The organism is Cupriavidus necator (genome assembly GCF_016127575.1).
Taxonomy (GTDB): domain Bacteria; phylum Pseudomonadota; class Gammaproteobacteria; order Burkholderiales; family Burkholderiaceae; genus Cupriavidus; species Cupriavidus necator_D.
This window is the reverse complement of sequence record NZ_CP066019.1, coordinates 623,627-638,605: the sequence shown is the minus strand read 5'-3', so window position 1 is coordinate 638,605 and position 14,979 is coordinate 623,627. Positions and strand designations below refer to the sequence as shown.

Below are 14,979 nucleotides of genomic sequence, written 5' to 3'. Positions count from 1 at the left end.
GATCTCCGTGCGGCGCGCGGCTCAAATGAAGAAGTCAGTGTTGGCGCGGCCCATCATCACGCCGCCCAGGTTCTGGCCGAAGCGGTCCAGGTTGTTGGCGTAGTGGGCGCGGGCCGCATGCAGGTCGAGGAAGCGGCGCACCATCGGGTTGCTGCGGTAGATGCCGTTGCCGCCGGCATAGCGCAGCAGGCCGTTGGCCAGCTGCGCGCAGCGCTCGGCCACTTGCGCGGACTGGTAGCGGAAATGCAGGCGGCGCGGGGTCTGCACCTGGCCGCCTTCACGCGCAACGGCCAGCAGCTCGTCGAAATTGCGCTCAAGGATGGTCCGCATCTCGTCGATGGCGACCTGCGCGTTGGCGCAAGCCATCTGCGCGCCGCCGTCTTCCGCGGTCTTTCCGCCACCGTTGCTGCTGACGCGGCCGTCGGCATAGGCGACAAAGTCATCGAGCGTGCCTTCCAGCGCGCCGATGCAGGCGGTGCACACCGCGCGCACGAAGATCTGCGCGAACGGCAGCCGGTACAGCGGAACGTCATTGACCGCCAGCCCCGGGCTGGTGCCCATGGCGCCATCGACGGCGCGGTGGGTGCGGTACTCGGGCACGAACACGTCCTCGACCACGATATCGTGGCTGCCGGTCGCGCGCAGGCCCAGCACATCCCAGTTGCGCACGATCTTGTAGTCGGAGCGCGGCAGCAGGAAGGTGCGGTAGTCATAGGCGCCGCCCGGCTCGGCCGGCGGCACCAGCCCGCCCAGGAAGATCCAGTCGCACAGTTCGCTGCCGCTGGAGAACTTCCAGTGGCCGGAGAAGCGATAGCCGTCTTCGACCGGCGTGACCTTGCCCACCGGCATATAGGTCGAGGCGATCAGCGTGGCAGGGTTGCTGCCCCACACTTCCTGCTGCGCGCGCTCGTCGAACAGTGCCAGCTGCCAGTTGTGCACGCCGACCACGCCATAGACCCAGGCGGTGGACATGCAGCCCTTGGCCAGCGCCATCTGGATGCGGAAGAAGGTCTGCGGATCGAGTTCGTAGCCGCCGTGGCGGCGGGGCTGCAGCACCTTGAAGAAGCCCGCGGCCTGCATGTCGGCAATGGTCTCGGCGGGAATGCGCGCTTCGGCCTCGGCCTGCGCGGCGCGCTCGGCCAGCACCGGAATCATCTGCTCGGCACGCGCGATCAGCCGTGCCGCCAGTTCCTTGGGATTGTTGTCGTGATGCACCGCGGTCTCCTTGTTGCTTGGTCTTGTAGCTGGCCTTGATGTTTGCACCGGTGGGGCCGGGTGCCATCGTCTGTTGGGACTAGCTATGTCGCGATTTGGTGAGTGGGACTTCGTGGATGCTCTGGCCCTCTCCCCCGGCCCCTCTCCCGCAAGCGGGAGAGGGGAGCAAACCCGCAGGCTTGCATAGCGCCGATCAAGCCAGCGCGCGCAGCTTCCGTCCCTGCTTGCGGAAGTGCGGGATCACGTGCTCGCCGATATTGCGGATGGTTTCCAGCTGCGCCCACTGCGGCACCGTGCCCATCTGGCAGATGAACAGGATCTCGTCGGCGCCGGAATCGATCAGGCGCTGCACGTAGCCGATACAGTCCTCGACGGTACCGTAGGCATGGTTGGGGTTGAGCATCATCATCGACGGGTCGCTGAAATCCACCGAGACCTTCTCTGAGGCGAACTTGGTGTTGATGACGGCCTTGCCCTGCGCGTCCGTGGCGGTGACATGCTCGTCGTCCCAGGTGGACGGGTCGGGCCGCTCGCCGCCGGCATACCAGTACGACAGCGACTCCATGAAATAACGCTGGCCCTTGATGCCGATCTTGCGCGCGGCCAGGCCGTCTTCCAGCACGATGGTCGGGCACAGCGCGGCCAGGTGCTGGTGCGGGCGGAAGCCCACCTGGTCCTCAGGCTTGCGGGTCTCCCACGCGGTACGGTAGATCTCGTTCTTTTTGGCGACATCCTCGGGGCCGCCAAAGCCAAGCACCAGCGCGCCCATGCCGCGCGCGCCGGCGCGCTGCAGCGTGTCGGCATTGGTGCAGGCCAGGTACATCAGCGGGTGCGGGTCCTGGCGCGGCTTGGGGTGGATCGGGCGGCGCGGGATCTTGATGAACTCGCCGTCGTGCTCGATCTCGTCCTGCGTCATGATCTTCGGGATCAGGTACATCGATTCGTCGATCATCGGGTGCAGGCTGTTCAGGTCGTAGCCGAAGGTGCCGGCCTCCTGCTGGGTGCCGCCCTTGCCCACGCCGAAGTGCACGCGGCCTCCGGACAGGATGTCCAGCGTGGCGATGCGCTCGGCCACCTTGACCGGATGGTTCATCGCCGGCGGCAGGCACACCACGCCGTGGCCGATGCCGATGCGCTGCGTGCGCCCGGCGACGAAGGCCAGGAAGGTTTCCGGCGCGCTCATGTGCGCATAGTTGGTCAGTGCGGTGTGCTCGACCGCCCAGACCACGTCAAAGCCCATGTCCTCGGCCAGCACCACCTGTTCCATGATTTCATCGAACACCTTGTGGTCGCCGGCACGCGAGGCATCGACGGTCTGGGCTTCATAGATCAGTGAAAAACGCATTGCAGTCCCCTTGTCTGGCATTGATGGTTCAGGACCGCCGCCGGGGCGCCGCCCGTTGCCGCGCCACCGGCCCGAAACGGCCTGTGTGATCGCAGTGTGGTCGGCGCAAGGCGTTGCAACATCGTCTGATTGGATTATGAACAGGACATGGAGCATCCCTATCATTGGCCGCGGGCATCACGCCCGCTTTCACCAGGAGGATCAGGACATCATGCAAGCCAGGCTGCTGCTTTACCCCGTCGCGGACATCGACACCGCGCTGCCGTTCTTCACGGAAGGACTCGGACTACCGGTGAAGTTTCGCGACGGAAACCGCTATTGCGCGCTCGACGCGGGCGCGCTGACGCTGGCGCTGGTGGCCGGCGAGGAACGCCTGGTGGACCAGCCCGCGCTGGCCTTCAAGGTGGATGAGGGTGACGATATCGCCGCGGCAATGGCGCGGCTGGTGGGTGCCGGTGCCGGCGTGACGCTGCCCGCGGCGCAGGGGCCGCATGAGACGCGCGCGGTGCTGGAAACGCCGGAAGGCTTTGCGCTGGTGCTCAGCGCAAAGCCCTGACGTGCGTTACGTGGTTTAGCCGAGAGAAATCACGCTGCTCAGCAGCATGCGCACCAGCGTGGCCTGCCGGGTCACGCCGGTCTTGGAGAAGATCGCGCGCAGGTGCGCGCGCGCCGTGTTCTTGCTGATGCCGAGCTCGTCCGCAGCCTCATCGAGCGTGAGCCCGTTGGCCAGCTGCAGCGCCAGCTGCGTCTCCGCCGGGGTGAAGTCGAACAGCTGGCGCACGACCTCGTGCGAGGCCTGCGAGCGCCGCTCGGGGTCGCGGATGAACACCACGCAGGCGGGGCGCTTGCGGTTGTCCTCGGACCACTCGCTGAGCGGGATGGTGCGGATCAGCACGCCCAGCCTGGCGCTGCCGGACGGGCGCGTGATCGACATCGCTTCCATCAGCGCCGGCGTGGTGCCGAGGTGGCCCATCATGGCCTGGCGCAGCAGGCGCTGGAACTTGCGGTTCTCCTGGCCGTATTCCACGTCCAGGCTGCCTTTGGCGACACGGATGCCATCCTTGGCGCCCAGGATTTCATCGGCGGCGGCATTGGTCTTGATGATGGTGCCGGACTCGTCCAGGATCACCATCCCGACCAGCATGCGGTCGATGGCGCTGGCATAGACGGTGCGCTCGGATTCAACCACGTCGATGCGCGAGTGCAGGTCCACCGCGCGCTTCAGGTGCGGCAGCAGCGCGGTGCACAGCGCCTTGTCCGCGGCGGAGAAGTCGCGTCCGTCATGCTCGCGGCACACGCGGAAGCGGCATTCGACGCCGTCATCGGTACGCAGGTCCGCGCCAAGGATGTAGCGGATGCCGATGTCCTTGAGGAACTGCTGGTAGAGCTCGCTCTGGCACCAGGCGCCGGGCCCGAGATGCTCATCGATGGTCACCACCCGGTCCGACGGCAGGCCGATGAACGGGTCGAGCGCGTAGTAGTAGTTGTTGTAGGAGGTCTCGCCCGGCAAGGTCGAGCCATGCTCGGACGCATTGATCATCAGCCCGGGCCGGTCCGTGGCCGGCGAGCGCAGGATCAGGGTGCAATAGTTGGCATTGAGCTGGCGGCGGATCTGTTCCAGTGCCTTGCCCCAGGGCACCTGCTCCATCGGGCCCTGGTAGATATTGCCCAGCAATGTGCTGAACTCCGACAGCGACACCGTCGCCTGCGCGAACAGGTGTGCGGCCGCCTGGTTCTGGCTAACCTCCATCAGCATTTTCCTCTGTCTCCATTGTGGCGTGCGCAGCGCTTCGGGCGTGCCGGGTCGGCGCTGGCCTGCTACGGGCTCTGTGGCCCTTTTTTGTGCCCTGATTATAGGGACGGCAAAGGGGTCGCGGCTTGCCCCCGCCTTCGTGGTTTGCCCTAGGCAAGACCGGCTGCACACGCTGGCCGGACTAGTCCTGCGGGACAGGCCAATCCTCACGCGCCGGCGGGCCGAACACATACTCCAAACAGACTAAGGACAGACCCGTCCCGGCCGTTCAAGGGCAAACCCCTACACGCCGTGTGATGCCACCCTGTCCTACCCAAACAGACGATGCCGTGCCGCCGCGCTGCCGCTACAAGTCAGCCATGCGCGGCGATCCCCGCCGCCTTCTTTTCACGGAGAACCATGACCATGGCGGCAAACCCGCGGCAGCAGGCCGCAGTGATCACCGGAGCGGCAAGCGGCATCGGCCGCGCGCTCGCGCAGGCGCTGGCAGCGCAAGGCTACGCGCTGGCGCTGGCCGATATCGACGCCGGCGCGCTTGAAGCGGTGCGCGAGGCGCTTGCCGGCCAGGGGGCGAACGTCATCGCCGTCCCCACCGATGTCTGCGACGCGCGGCAGATCGAGCACCTATGTGAAGAGAGCTTCCTGCGCCTGGGCCGTGTGGACCTGCTGGTCAACAACGCCGGCGTGCTCGTCACCGGCCGCTGCTGGGAGCTGCCGCCGGAAGTGTTCGACCACGTGATGCGCGTCAACCTGTGGAGCGTGCTGCACGCGCTGCGCTGCTTCGTGCCGCGCATGGCGGCACAAGGCGCCGGCCATATCGTCAACGTGGCCTCGATGGCCGGCCTGGCCGTGGGGCCGTGGCTGGCCCCCTACACGCTGTCCAAGCAAGCGGTGGTGGCGCTCAGCGAAGGGCTCGCGCTGGAGTTGCAGGCGGCGGGCCTGCCGCTGGGCGTGTCCGTGGTCTGCCCCGGTCCGGTGGCCACCGGCATCGCTGCCGGCCTCGACGGCGGCGGCGCGCAGGAGGTGGACCACATGAACGGCGCGCTGCGCAGCGGCATTGCCGCCGGCATCACGCCGGACGCGGTCGCGCGCTACATCCTGGACGGGGTCTCGGCCGGCCAGTTCTGGATCCTGCCACACGAGCAGGCCGTGCATGCGGCGCTTGCGCGCGCGCAAGGCATTGCCGCCGGCACCGCGCCGGCGTTCGCGCTCTGACACCGATTTCCCCACTGCAATCCAGGAGACCCCATGCCGCTCGATCCCCAGGCCCGCGCCGTGCTTGAAGCCATGGCCGCCATGCCCAGCCCCGACTTTTCCGCGCTGCGCGCGGCCGACTACCGTGCCGCGCTGGCTGCCATGCCCGCGTTCGCGCCCGGCGACACCGTCGCCGCGCAGCAAGACCTCACCATCGATGGCGCCGCAGGCCCGCTGAAGGCCCGCCTGTACCGGCCCGACGACGGCACCGCACTGCCGCTCGTGGTCTATTTCCATGGCGGCGGCTTTGTCCTCTGCGGCCTCGATTCGCACGACAACATCTGCCGCGGCCTGGCGCGCCGCAGCGGCGCGCTGGTGCTGTCGGTCGACTACCGGCTCGCGCCGGAGGCACGCTTCCCGGCCGCGGCCGACGACGCCGTCGCGGCCGTGCGCTGGGCCGCCGCGCATGCGGCGCAACTGGGCGCCGACCCGGCCCGCCTTGCCGTGGCCGGCGACAGCGCCGGCGGCAACCTTGCCGCCGTTGCCTGCCAGCAGCTGCGCGGCAGCGCCATCGCGCTGCGGCACCAGCTGCTGCTCTACCCCTACCTGGACTGCAGCGACGCCGCGGCCACCAGCGCCAGCTACCGCGAATGCGCGCAGGGCTACTTCCTCAGTGCCGCGGAACTGGACTGGTATCGCGCCCAGTACCTGGCCAACCCGGCGGACGCCACCGATGTGCGCGCCAGCCCGCTGCACCAGCGCGAGCTGCATGGCCTGCCGCCAGCCACCATCATCACCGCCGAATACGACCCGCTGCGCGACCAGGGCGAGGCCTATGGCGAGGCCCTGCAGCGCGCGGGCGGCAGCGCCACCGTGCGCCGCTGGCCCGGCCAGTTTCACGGCTTTATCAGCATGCAGGGGATGATCGATGCCGCCAGCGATGCACTGGATGCGGCCGCGGCATCGCTGCGCCAGGCCTTCGGCAGTACCAGCCGGCAGGAGGCAGCATGAGCGCCACCACACTGCCGCCGATGGCCGACGTGCTCGCGGCACTGGCCGCGGGCCAGCGTGTGCTGGTGATCGAGGACGAGACCGACGAGGCCACCGGCTGCGTCCTGGTTGCCGCCGAGCGCGCCAGCGAGGCCGATGTCAACTTCATGGCCGCCGAGGCGCGCGGCCTGGTCTGCATGGCAATCACCGAGGCGCGCCGCGCGCTGCTGCAGCTGCCGCCGATGGCCGCGAACCACCGCCAGCGCGAGCGCTACACGGTGTCGATCGAAGCGGCCAGCGGCGTCAGCACCGGCATCTCCGCCGCCGACCGCGCGCTCACGCTGCGCGTGGCGGCGGCAGCGCGCGCGCAGCCGCATGACCTGGTCCAGCCCGGCCACATCTTCCCGGTGGTGGCCCAGCCCGACGGCGTGCTGCGCCGCGCGGGCTTTGCCGAGGCCTGCTCCGACCTGCCGGCGCTGGCCGGGCGCGTGGCCGCCGGCGCCTACGCGATGCTGCTCGATGACGACGGCGACCTGCTGCGCGGCCCCGCCCTGCTGGCCTTCGCGCGGCACCACGGCCTGCCGGCGGTTTCGATCAGCGGGCTGATCCACCACCGGCTGCTGACCGAAAGCGCACTGTGCCGCACGCATTCGACGGAACTGGCTACGCCCTATGGATGCTTCACCGTGCACGCCTACCATGACGCGCCGGTCGATGCGCTCCATCTGGCGCTGGTGCTGGGTCAGCCCGACCCGCAGCGCCCGGTGCTGACGCGCGTGCAGGCAGTGGAAATGCAGCGCGACGTGCTCGGCTTCGGCGCGCCGGCCCTGCCCGCCTGGAACCTGGAGCGCTCGCTCGCCCGCATCGGCGCCGAAGGTTGTGGGGTGCTGGTGCTGCTGGATGAGCGCGAATCGCCGCAGCAGCGGCTGGAGCGGCTGGCAGCGCCGGCCGCCGCCACGCCGGCGCCGGCCTTCGCGCAACGCGCGCTGGGGGTCGGGGCGCAGATCCTGCGCGATGTGGGGGCGCACAGGCTGCGCCTGCTCAGCCACCCGGTGCCGTATCGCGCCGTCACCGGCTTCGACCTGGAGGTCACCGAGTTCGTGCCGCCGTGCTGAATTATCAGGAACGGGGACCGAAGCAATCTGCAAAGCAGCGCGTGAAGCGCTCCACTTCGGCGTCCGGCAGGTGGTTGATGCCGCCTGCCAGGCGCCGGCCGCCGCCGGTCTCGAAGCCGCGGCAGAAATCGGCCGCCCCGGTGGGACTGTGGGCGGGCACCCGCACGCTGACGGCAAAGCCGCCGCCGGACTTCGGCGAGAGCAGGCCGATGGCGTCGCCGGGCCGCCCGCGCACCAGTTCATTGGCCAGCACGCCGATCGCGCGCCGGGCCCACGGCGCGTCAGGCAGCACCAGCAGCGCGGCGCCGGGCACTTCGTGCGCGGGCGCCAGGCAGCGCGCGCGGGCCATGTCGTCCGCATAGCCGTCGCACAGCACCGCATAGGCCCCGCATTGCGCGGCGAACGCCAGCGGGTCGGCAAACGGCAGCATGTGCCGCGCCAGCTCGGCGGGATCGAAATGCAGGTCCGCCACGCACTCGCCATAGGCGTTGTAGTTCAGGCACGTGCCCAGCTGTTCCAGCACCGCGGTTTCGCGCTCGCCCAGCCCGGCCTGCGCCGCCAGCGCGCGCGCCACGCTGCCCAGGTTGTCGCCGAACGCGGCGGTGATCGCCCAGCGCCGGTGGCAGCCGTCCAGGTGGCGGTCGACCAGGAGGCTGGTGCAGACCTCCGGCCCCTCGTCGATATGCGCGCACAGGCCGGCATGCCCGGGCAGTTCGCCGGCATGGTGGTGGTCGAAGTAGTCCACCCGCGCACCGGCGCCGAGCAGCCGCATCAGGCCATCGCGGTTCTGCTCCAGCGAGATGTCCAGCGCGGTCACGGTATCGCCGGGCCCGGCGTCGATGCGCTCGAGCAGCCGGATATCGCGCTTGACGCCGGTGACCAGCGTGGCGTCGCCGGGCTGCGCCAGGCGCAGCTGCTGCAGGGCGCACAGGCCGTCGGCGTCGCCGTTGAAGGCAAAGTAGCGTGTCATTGGTGTGGTCAGGACTCAGGGCATGAAATCGCCGCCGTTGGCATCGAGCGAAGCGCCGGTGATGGCCCTAGCGTAGTCTGACACGAGAAACAGCGCAGCGCGCGCGCAGTCGTCGTCGGTCGGCATGCGGCCCAGCGCAATCTGCGCGGTCACCGGCGCGATCACGGTGTCCTCGCTCACGCCCTGCTCGGCCGCGGCGTGGCGCACATAGCCCTGCACCGGCTCGCCCCACATCCAGCCCATGAAGATGCTGTTGGCGCGGATGCCATGCGGGCCCAGTTCGCGCGCCAGGTACTTGACCGCCACCGCCAGCGCGCCCTTGGACGTCGCGTAGCCGGATTCGCCGGGCATCGGCTTGCGCGTGGCCTGGGTGTTGATCATGACAATGGCGCCGCCGCCCTGCGGCTTCATCAGCGCCGCCACTTCCTGCGTCAGCGTCATGGTGCCGAACACGTTAGTGTCGAACACCTGGCGCCAGACATCCAGGTCGGCCGCTTCCACCGGCTCGGGGAAGTTGCCATGCTGGAAGGCGCTGTTGACCAGCGCATCGATGCGGCCGAAGCGGCGCATGGTCTCGCCGGCCAGGTGCCGGGACTGGGCCCGGTCGGTGATGTCGGTCACCACCTTGAGCACTTCGCAGTCGGCGCCTAGTGCATCGATGCGGGCTTGGGCGTCGTCCAGCTTCGCCGCGGTGCGCGCGGCGATGGCAACGGCGCGGGCGCCTTCGCGCGCCGCCTCAACGGCCAGCTTGACGCCCAGCCCGGGACCGATTCCCGACACGATGACGACCTTGTCTTTCAACAGCATGGTGTTGTCTCCTGTGATGCGCAGTGCGCAGTCTTAGTTTTGCTTCAGGATGTGCCGTGCGCGGTAGCCGGCGAAATCGCGTTCCAGTTGTTCCTGGCTCAGTCCGAACTGCTCCAGCGTATAGGCGTGCGCCGCGCGCTGGTTGCGCGGGTTGCCCTCCATCCATGCCCACATGCCGGCGCGCGCGGACTCGGTCAGCGGCATGCCGGCAAAGCGGTAGACCGCCTGCGCCACGCCGAAGGGATCGCGCACGGTATCCTCGAAACGCACGTCGAGGAAGCAATCGGCAGGCAGCCCGTCGCGCACCGTCATGGCATGGGCGGTGGCGCGCTGCATCTGCCCGCTCCACTGCCGCCCCACCGTGGCGGCATCGGGCGCGTCGGCGTACAGCTTCCACAGCGTATGCGCCATGCTGGCCATCGACGGAATGGTCTGGGCGGGGTCGCGATGGGTCAGCACGACCTGCGCGCCGGGGAAGACCCGGAACAGGATTTCCAGCGTATGCAGGTGCTGCGGCGTCTTCAGCACCCACCGCTGCGCCGGCGGCTCGCCGCGCTGCCGCTTCTGCCACTGCAGGAACTGCAGCATGGTCTTCAGGTAGGCATAGACCTGGGTGTGGTCCTGGCGCGCCAGCCAGTCGGTATAGGACGGCACGTTGGCGTAGGAATCCATCGCGCACAGGAAGGAATGCTCCATCAGCATGAATTCCTCGTCGGCCGCCATCGCGTCGAGCGGATGGATGGCGAGGATGTCCGGGATAAAGCGGATCATCTGCGCCACCTCCTCGCGCGCCAGCCCGATGCGCCGGCCGGCATCGCGCACGTCCTCGCCGGGCAGCGGCGCCGGGTAGCGCGTTTCCCACCACGCCGCCGAGTGGAAGCGCGCGTCCGTGGCCAGCATGCGCTGCAGCAGCGTGGTGCCGGTGCGCGGCAGGCCGACGATCACCAGCGGATCGTCGACGCGCTCTTCCAGGATTTCGGGATAGCGCCGGCAGTAGTCCTGGATCACCAGCCGGTTCACCAGTTGCGCCTGCAGCTTGCCTTGCAGCATCTGCGCGCCCTGCGGCGACAGCCCGGCTTCGCGCGCAAGCGAGTCGGACAGCACCGCCAGCGCCTCGCGGTAATCGCCCGGGCCAAAGTCAGTCAGTCCGCCGGACTGTGCGCTGGCCTGTGCCAGCAGTCGCTCCACGTCAAGCACTGCGGTGTGGTCGGATGCGATGGTGTTCATGCGTTCTCCCGGCATTCATTCCTGAGCGATTCAAGCTTGACCACGCGCGTGCGCGGATGCACCGGCTGCGCCGCCCCCACCCAGCGCCAGCACATGGTGCCGTTGCGGTGGCCCGCGGCTTCCAGCCAGTTGGGCAGGCCCGGATCGCGCGCGCTGAGGACGACGGTGACGCCGCCGTTGGCATCCAGGCGGGCACTGTGCTTGTTCAGGCAGATGTCGTGGTAGCGGTAGTCGAGCGACTCCATCCAGTAGTTGTTGATCTGGAAATTCCAGAAATCGCAGGCCGGCACCCGGTCCACCTCGACCACCAGCGCCTCGTCGTCCGCCAGCGCCCAGCAGGAGTGGTAGTAGAAGATGTTGGGATCGCCGCCGGCCGCCTGGCATACGGCCTGGTCGGCGGGCGGCAGCGCATTGACATGGCCGCCATAGCCCTGGGCCCAGTCGGCGAAGATGCGCGCGGTCCCCTCGACAAAGCCAGCGGCGCGCAGCAGGCCGCCATGCAGGCGTTCAGCGTCGAGCACGGGCGGCTTGTCGCTGCCATTGAGGCGCTCGATGTGCAGTTCGGCCGGGGTCTCGGCCTTGCGGTCCATAAAGGTCTGCCGCACCACCAGCGCGTTGGTGCCCGGCTCCATGCGCACCCAGTTGCCTTCGTGCTGGCGCGCGCTGAGGGCGATCTCGAAACTGCCATCGGCCGCCACTGCCAGCTTGTTGCTGTCGAGAAAGCCGGTCTGGACCATGCGCCCGTCGGTTTCATAGCCGCCCTTCTGCGTGCCGAAACTCAGGTACGCCACCGTGCCGCGCCGGCCGCGGATGCGGTACTCGGCACTGCCGTCCAGGCGTGCGTATCGGTACAGGTTGTCCGGATTGTCCGCGCCGATCTTGGCGGTTTCGTGCGACGGCGAGAAGAAGCCGGGAAACGCCGGATCGGCAAATTCCACATGCATCTCCAGCGCAATGCGCAGCAGGCGGCTCAGGTAGCGGAAGCCCTCGGCGCGCGTGAGCGCGTCCGACGGGGCCTCCGGGCGCAGGATCTGCTGCCCGCTGCGCTTGAGCACCTCGCAAAACTCGGCCCAGGTCTGGCCGCTCAGCAATTGTTCTTCGGCGGAGTTCGCCATCTGCCTGCTCCCGTGGTTCGTCGGCGAAGCAACGATACCGAGCGCGGGGCCGCCCCAGCCTCGTCCGGGTGGACTAGGAAATGCGCGCCGCGTCCCGCGACTTCTTAGTCCGCCCGGACGAAGTGGCGAAGGGCCCCGGCTCGCTACCTTGTGCCCATGCCAGACCGCCGCGACATCCCTGCACGGCGCCGGCAAACCAAGAGGAGATCCCGATGTTGACCCACCTGGAGCAACTGGAGGCGGAGAGCATCCACATCATGCGGGAGGTGGTGGCGGAATGCGAAAACCCCGTCATGCTCTATTCCATCGGCAAGGACAGCGCCGTGATGCTGCACCTTGCCATGAAGGCCTTCCATCCCGCGCGGCCGCCGTTCCCGCTGCTGCATGTCGATACCACATGGAAGTTCGGCGAGATGATCGCGTTCCGCGACCAGACCGCCGCGCGGCTTGGCCTGGACCTGCGCGTGCATGTCAACCCTGAAGGGCTGGCGCGCAATATCAGCCCGCACGAGCACGGCTCCGCCGTCCATACCGACGTGTGGAAGACCCAGGGCCTGAAGCAGGCGCTGGACCACTACGGCTTTGACGCCGCCTTCGGCGGCGCGCGCCGCGACGAGGAAAAGTCGCGCGCCAAGGAGCGCGTGTTCTCGGTACGCACCGCCCAGCACCGCTGGGACCCGAAGATGCAGCGCCCCGAGCTCTGGCGCCAGTACAACACCCGCAAGCGCAAGGGCGAAAGCCTGCGCGTGTTCCCGCTGTCCAACTGGACCGAGCTGGACATCTGGCAATACATCTACCTGAACGACATCCCCATCGTGCCGCTCTACTACGCCAAGGAGCGCCCGGTGGTGGAGCGCGACGGCACGCTGATCATGGTCGACGACGAGCGCCTGCCGCTGCGCCCCGGAGAAACGCCGCAGCTGCGCAAGGTGCGCTTCCGCACGCTGGGCTGCTACCCGCTCACCGGCGCGATCGAGAGCGAGGCCGACACCCTCGGCGGCATCATCCAGGAAATGCTGCTGGCAACCACCTCGGAGCGCCAGGGACGGCTGATCGACAGCGACTCGGCCGGATCGATGGAAAAAAAGAAGCAGGAGGGATACTTCTGATGGAAACCCTGATCGACACCGCGCCCGCGCTTGCGCAGGACGCCGCGCAAGCCACCGGCACCTCGGGCGAGATCGCCCACTACCTGCGCGCCCAGCAAAACAAGAGCCTGCTGCGCTTTATCACCTGCGGCAGCGTCGACGACGGCAAGAGCACGCTGATCGGCCGGCTGCTGTATGAATCCAAGATGCTGTTCGAAGACCAGCTCGCCCAGCTGGAGGCCGACTCGAAGAAAATGGGCACGCAGGGCGAGAACCTCGACTTCGCGCTGCTGGTGGACGGCCTGGCCGCGGAGCGCGAACAAGGCATCACCATCGACGTGGCCTACCGCTTCTTCGCCACCGACAAGCGCAAGTTCATCGTCGCCGACACGCCCGGGCACGAACAGTACACGCGCAACATGGTCACCGGGGCCTCCACCGCCGACCTGGCCATCCTGCTGGTGGATGCGCGCCGCGGCGTGCAGACCCAGACGCGCCGCCACAGCTACCTGGTGGCCACGCTTGGCATTCGCCGTGTGGTGCTGGCCGTCAACAAGCTGGACATGGTCGACTACTCGCGCGAGGTCCATACGCGCATCGAGAACGAGTACCGGGAGTTCGCCCGGCAGATCGGCCTGACCGATATCACCTGCATTCCGATGTCGGCCCTGCGCGGCGACAACATCACCGAGCCCAGCGCCAATACCCCGTGGTACCACGGCCCGACGCTGATGGCCCACCTGGAAAACGTGCCGATCGACAACGCGCCCGTGCAAGGCGAACCGTTCCGGTTGCCGGTGCAGTGGGTCAACCGGCCCAACCTGGACTTCCGCGGCTTTGCCGGCACCGTCAGCGCCGGCGAGATCCGCCGTGGCGACCGCGTGCGCGCGCTGCCCTCGGGCCGCGAGAGCCGCGTGGCCGGCATCGTCGGCGCCGCCGGCGCGTGCGAGCACGCCATGCGCGGCCAGGCGGTGACGCTGACGCTGGAGGACGAGATCGACATCAGCCGCGGCGACGTGCTGGCCTGCCCGCAAGACCCGCCGGCAGTGGCCGACCAGTTCGAGGCCACGCTGGTGTGGATGAACGAGGACGCCATGCTGCCCGGGCGCCCCTACCTGCTCAAGCTCGGCACGCGCACCGTGGGCGTGACCGTGGCGCAGCCCAAGTACAAGGTCAATGTCAACACGCTCGAACACCTGGCCGCGCGCACGCTGGAGCTGAACGAGATCGGCGTGTGCAACCTGCACCTGGACCAGCCGGTGGCCTTCGATCCCTACGCGCGCAACCGCGAGCTGGGCGGCTTCATCATCATCGACCGTCTCAGCAACAACACGGTCGGCGCCGGCATGCTGCACTTTGCGCTGCGCCGGGCGCAGAACGTGCACTGGCAGGCCATCGACGTGGACCGCCGCGCCCATGCCGCGCTCAAGCACCAGTCGCCGCGCATCGTCTGGTTCACCGGGCTCTCCGGCGCGGGCAAGTCCACCATCGCCAACCTGGTGGAAAAGCGCCTGCACGCGCTGGGCCACCACACCTACCTGCTCGACGGCGACAACGTGCGCCACGGCCTGAACAAGGACCTGGGCTTCGCCGAGGCCGACCGCGTCGAGAACATCCGGCGCGTGGCGGAAGTGGCAAGGCTGATGCTCGATGCGGGCCTGATCGTGCTGGTGTCCTTTATCTCGCCGTTCCGCTCGGAACGCGAGATGGCCCGCGCGCTCGCCGGCGACGGCGATTTCGTCGAAGTCTTCATTGACACGCCGCTGGCGGTGGCCGAGCAACGCGACCCCAAGGGCCTGTACCGCAAGGCGCGGCGCGGCGAGCTGAAGAACTTCACCGGCATCGATTCGCCGTACCAGCCGCCCGAGCGGCCCGAGATCCGCATCGACACTACCGCCGACACCGCGCAGCAGGCGGCGGAGCGGATCGTGGCGTGGCTGCGGGAGAAGCCCTAGGCCGAACGGACGATGAGGCGACGGACGGGGTCGGTACGATGGGAACAGCGGGATTTGCGTCTCGGAGTGCTGACAAGCTTGCCAAGTGCCATTGAGTCTGAATGACCAGTTGTGTGCTCCCTCTCCCGCTTGCGGGAGAGGGTTGGGGAGAGGGCCGGTGTGTCGACGAAGTGCAGGCTGTCGATACTGCCAATGCCTGCCCTCT

The 14,979-nt window shown here is 68.5% G+C and carries 13 protein-coding genes; 6 read left to right on the top strand and 7 right to left on the bottom strand.

Going from position 1 to position 14,979, the window contains the following annotated elements; translation table 11 throughout:
• Window positions 1-21: 21 nt before the first annotated feature.
• Window positions 22-1,215 (bottom strand): acyl-CoA dehydrogenase family protein, encoded by a 1,194-nt coding sequence (locus tag I6H87_RS21955; RefSeq protein ID WP_011616718.1) that lies wholly within the window; start codon window positions 1,213-1,215, stop codon window positions 22-24.
• A 193-nt stretch (window positions 1,216-1,408) separates the two neighbouring features.
• A complete protein-coding gene (locus I6H87_RS21950) occupies window positions 1,409-2,560 on the bottom strand; it encodes an LLM class flavin-dependent oxidoreductase (RefSeq protein ID WP_011616717.1) in 1,152 nt (383 codons plus the stop codon).
• Window positions 2,561-2,771: 211 nt separating this feature from the next.
• Between I6H87_RS21950 and I6H87_RS21945 the strand changes: the two genes are divergently transcribed.
• Window positions 2,772-3,116 carry a VOC family protein gene (locus I6H87_RS21945; protein WP_010814000.1) on the top strand — a complete coding sequence of 115 codons (345 nt, stop codon included), beginning with the start codon at window positions 2,772-2,774 and terminating at the stop codon, window positions 3,114-3,116.
• A 15-nt stretch (window positions 3,117-3,131) separates the two neighbouring features.
• Here the strand turns inward: I6H87_RS21945 and I6H87_RS21940 are convergent, their stop codons facing one another.
• A complete protein-coding gene (locus I6H87_RS21940; RefSeq protein ID WP_010814001.1) occupies window positions 3,132-4,316 on the bottom strand; it encodes a helix-turn-helix transcriptional regulator in 1,185 nt (394 codons plus the stop codon).
• Window positions 4,317-4,718: 402 nt separating this feature from the next.
• Between I6H87_RS21940 and I6H87_RS21935 the strand changes: the two genes are divergently transcribed.
• From I6H87_RS21935 to I6H87_RS21925, 3 genes are read left to right on the top strand one after another with little or no spacing between them, the layout of a single operon-like run.
• Entirely contained in the window at window positions 4,719-5,528 is an 810-nt protein-coding gene (locus I6H87_RS21935) for an SDR family NAD(P)-dependent oxidoreductase (RefSeq protein ID WP_041688331.1), read from the top strand.
• Window positions 5,529-5,561: 33 nt separating this feature from the next.
• A complete protein-coding gene (locus I6H87_RS21930) occupies window positions 5,562-6,518 on the top strand; it encodes an alpha/beta hydrolase (protein ID WP_011616715.1) in 957 nt (318 codons plus the stop codon).
• Window positions 6,515-7,612 carry a 3,4-dihydroxy-2-butanone-4-phosphate synthase gene (locus I6H87_RS21925; protein ID WP_011616714.1) on the top strand — a complete coding sequence of 366 codons (1,098 nt, stop codon included), beginning with the start codon at window positions 6,515-6,517 and terminating at the stop codon, window positions 7,610-7,612. Before I6H87_RS21930 ends, I6H87_RS21925 begins: the two co-directional genes overlap by 4 nt.
• A 4-nt stretch (window positions 7,613-7,616) precedes the next feature.
• On the opposite strand, the gene I6H87_RS21920 is transcribed toward I6H87_RS21925, so the two are convergent.
• From I6H87_RS21920 to I6H87_RS21905, 4 genes are read right to left on the bottom strand one after another with little or no spacing between them, the layout of a single operon-like run.
• Entirely contained in the window at window positions 7,617-8,582 is a 966-nt protein-coding gene (locus I6H87_RS21920; RefSeq protein WP_011616713.1) for a hypothetical protein, read from the bottom strand.
• Window positions 8,583-8,597: 15 nt separating this feature from the next.
• The gene (locus I6H87_RS21915; RefSeq protein WP_011616712.1) at window positions 8,598-9,389 is read right to left on the bottom strand and encodes an SDR family oxidoreductase; all 792 of its coding nucleotides are present in this window, start codon (window positions 9,387-9,389) and stop codon (window positions 8,598-8,600) included.
• 33 nt (window positions 9,390-9,422) lie between these two features.
• On the bottom strand, window positions 9,423-10,616 hold the full coding sequence (locus I6H87_RS21910) for a sulfotransferase family protein (RefSeq protein ID WP_011616711.1): 1,194 nt from the start codon (window positions 10,614-10,616) through the stop codon (window positions 9,423-9,425).
• Entirely contained in the window at window positions 10,613-11,731 is a 1,119-nt protein-coding gene (locus I6H87_RS21905; RefSeq protein ID WP_010814008.1) for a DUF1214 domain-containing protein, read from the bottom strand. Before I6H87_RS21905 ends, I6H87_RS21910 begins: the two co-directional genes overlap by 4 nt.
• 212 nt (window positions 11,732-11,943) lie before the next feature.
• Here I6H87_RS21905 and cysD point away from each other — a divergent pair, with 212 nt between their 5' ends.
• A complete protein-coding gene (gene cysD, locus I6H87_RS21900) occupies window positions 11,944-12,840 on the top strand; it encodes a sulfate adenylyltransferase subunit CysD (RefSeq protein WP_010814009.1) in 897 nt (298 codons plus the stop codon).
• A complete protein-coding gene (cysN, locus tag I6H87_RS21895; protein ID WP_011616710.1) occupies window positions 12,840-14,774 on the top strand; it encodes a sulfate adenylyltransferase subunit CysN in 1,935 nt (644 codons plus the stop codon). Before cysD ends, cysN begins: the two co-directional genes overlap by 1 nt.
• The last annotated feature ends 205 nt before the right edge of the window (window positions 14,775-14,979 follow it).

Excerpts from the sequence above, each read along its gene's own strand:
- I6H87_RS21950 (WP_011616717.1), bottom strand. The coding sequence starts at position 2,560 with ATGCGTTTTTCACTGATCTATGAAGCCCAGACCGTCGATGCCTCGCGT.
- I6H87_RS21945 (WP_010814000.1), top strand. The coding sequence starts at position 2,772 with ATGCAAGCCAGGCTGCTGCTTTACCCCGTCGCGGACATCGACACCGCG.
- I6H87_RS21940 (WP_010814001.1), bottom strand. The coding sequence starts at position 4,316 with ATGCTGATGGAGGTTAGCCAGAACCAGGCGGCCGCACACCTGTTCGCG.
- I6H87_RS21935 (WP_041688331.1), top strand. The coding sequence starts at position 4,719 with ATGGCGGCAAACCCGCGGCAGCAGGCCGCAGTGATCACCGGAGCGGCA.
- I6H87_RS21930 (WP_011616715.1), top strand. The coding sequence starts at position 5,562 with ATGCCGCTCGATCCCCAGGCCCGCGCCGTGCTTGAAGCCATGGCCGCC.
- I6H87_RS21925 (WP_011616714.1), top strand. The coding sequence starts at position 6,515 with ATGAGCGCCACCACACTGCCGCCGATGGCCGACGTGCTCGCGGCACTG.
- I6H87_RS21920 (WP_011616713.1), bottom strand. The coding sequence starts at position 8,582 with ATGACACGCTACTTTGCCTTCAACGGCGACGCCGACGGCCTGTGCGCC.
- I6H87_RS21915 (WP_011616712.1), bottom strand. The coding sequence starts at position 9,389 with ATGCTGTTGAAAGACAAGGTCGTCATCGTGTCGGGAATCGGTCCCGGG.
- I6H87_RS21910 (WP_011616711.1), bottom strand. The coding sequence starts at position 10,616 with ATGAACACCATCGCATCCGACCACACCGCAGTGCTTGACGTGGAGCGA.
- I6H87_RS21905 (WP_010814008.1), bottom strand. The coding sequence starts at position 11,731 with ATGGCGAACTCCGCCGAAGAACAATTGCTGAGCGGCCAGACCTGGGCC.
- cysD (WP_010814009.1), top strand. The coding sequence starts at position 11,944 with ATGTTGACCCACCTGGAGCAACTGGAGGCGGAGAGCATCCACATCATG.
- cysN (WP_011616710.1), top strand. The coding sequence starts at position 12,840 with ATGGAAACCCTGATCGACACCGCGCCCGCGCTTGCGCAGGACGCCGCG.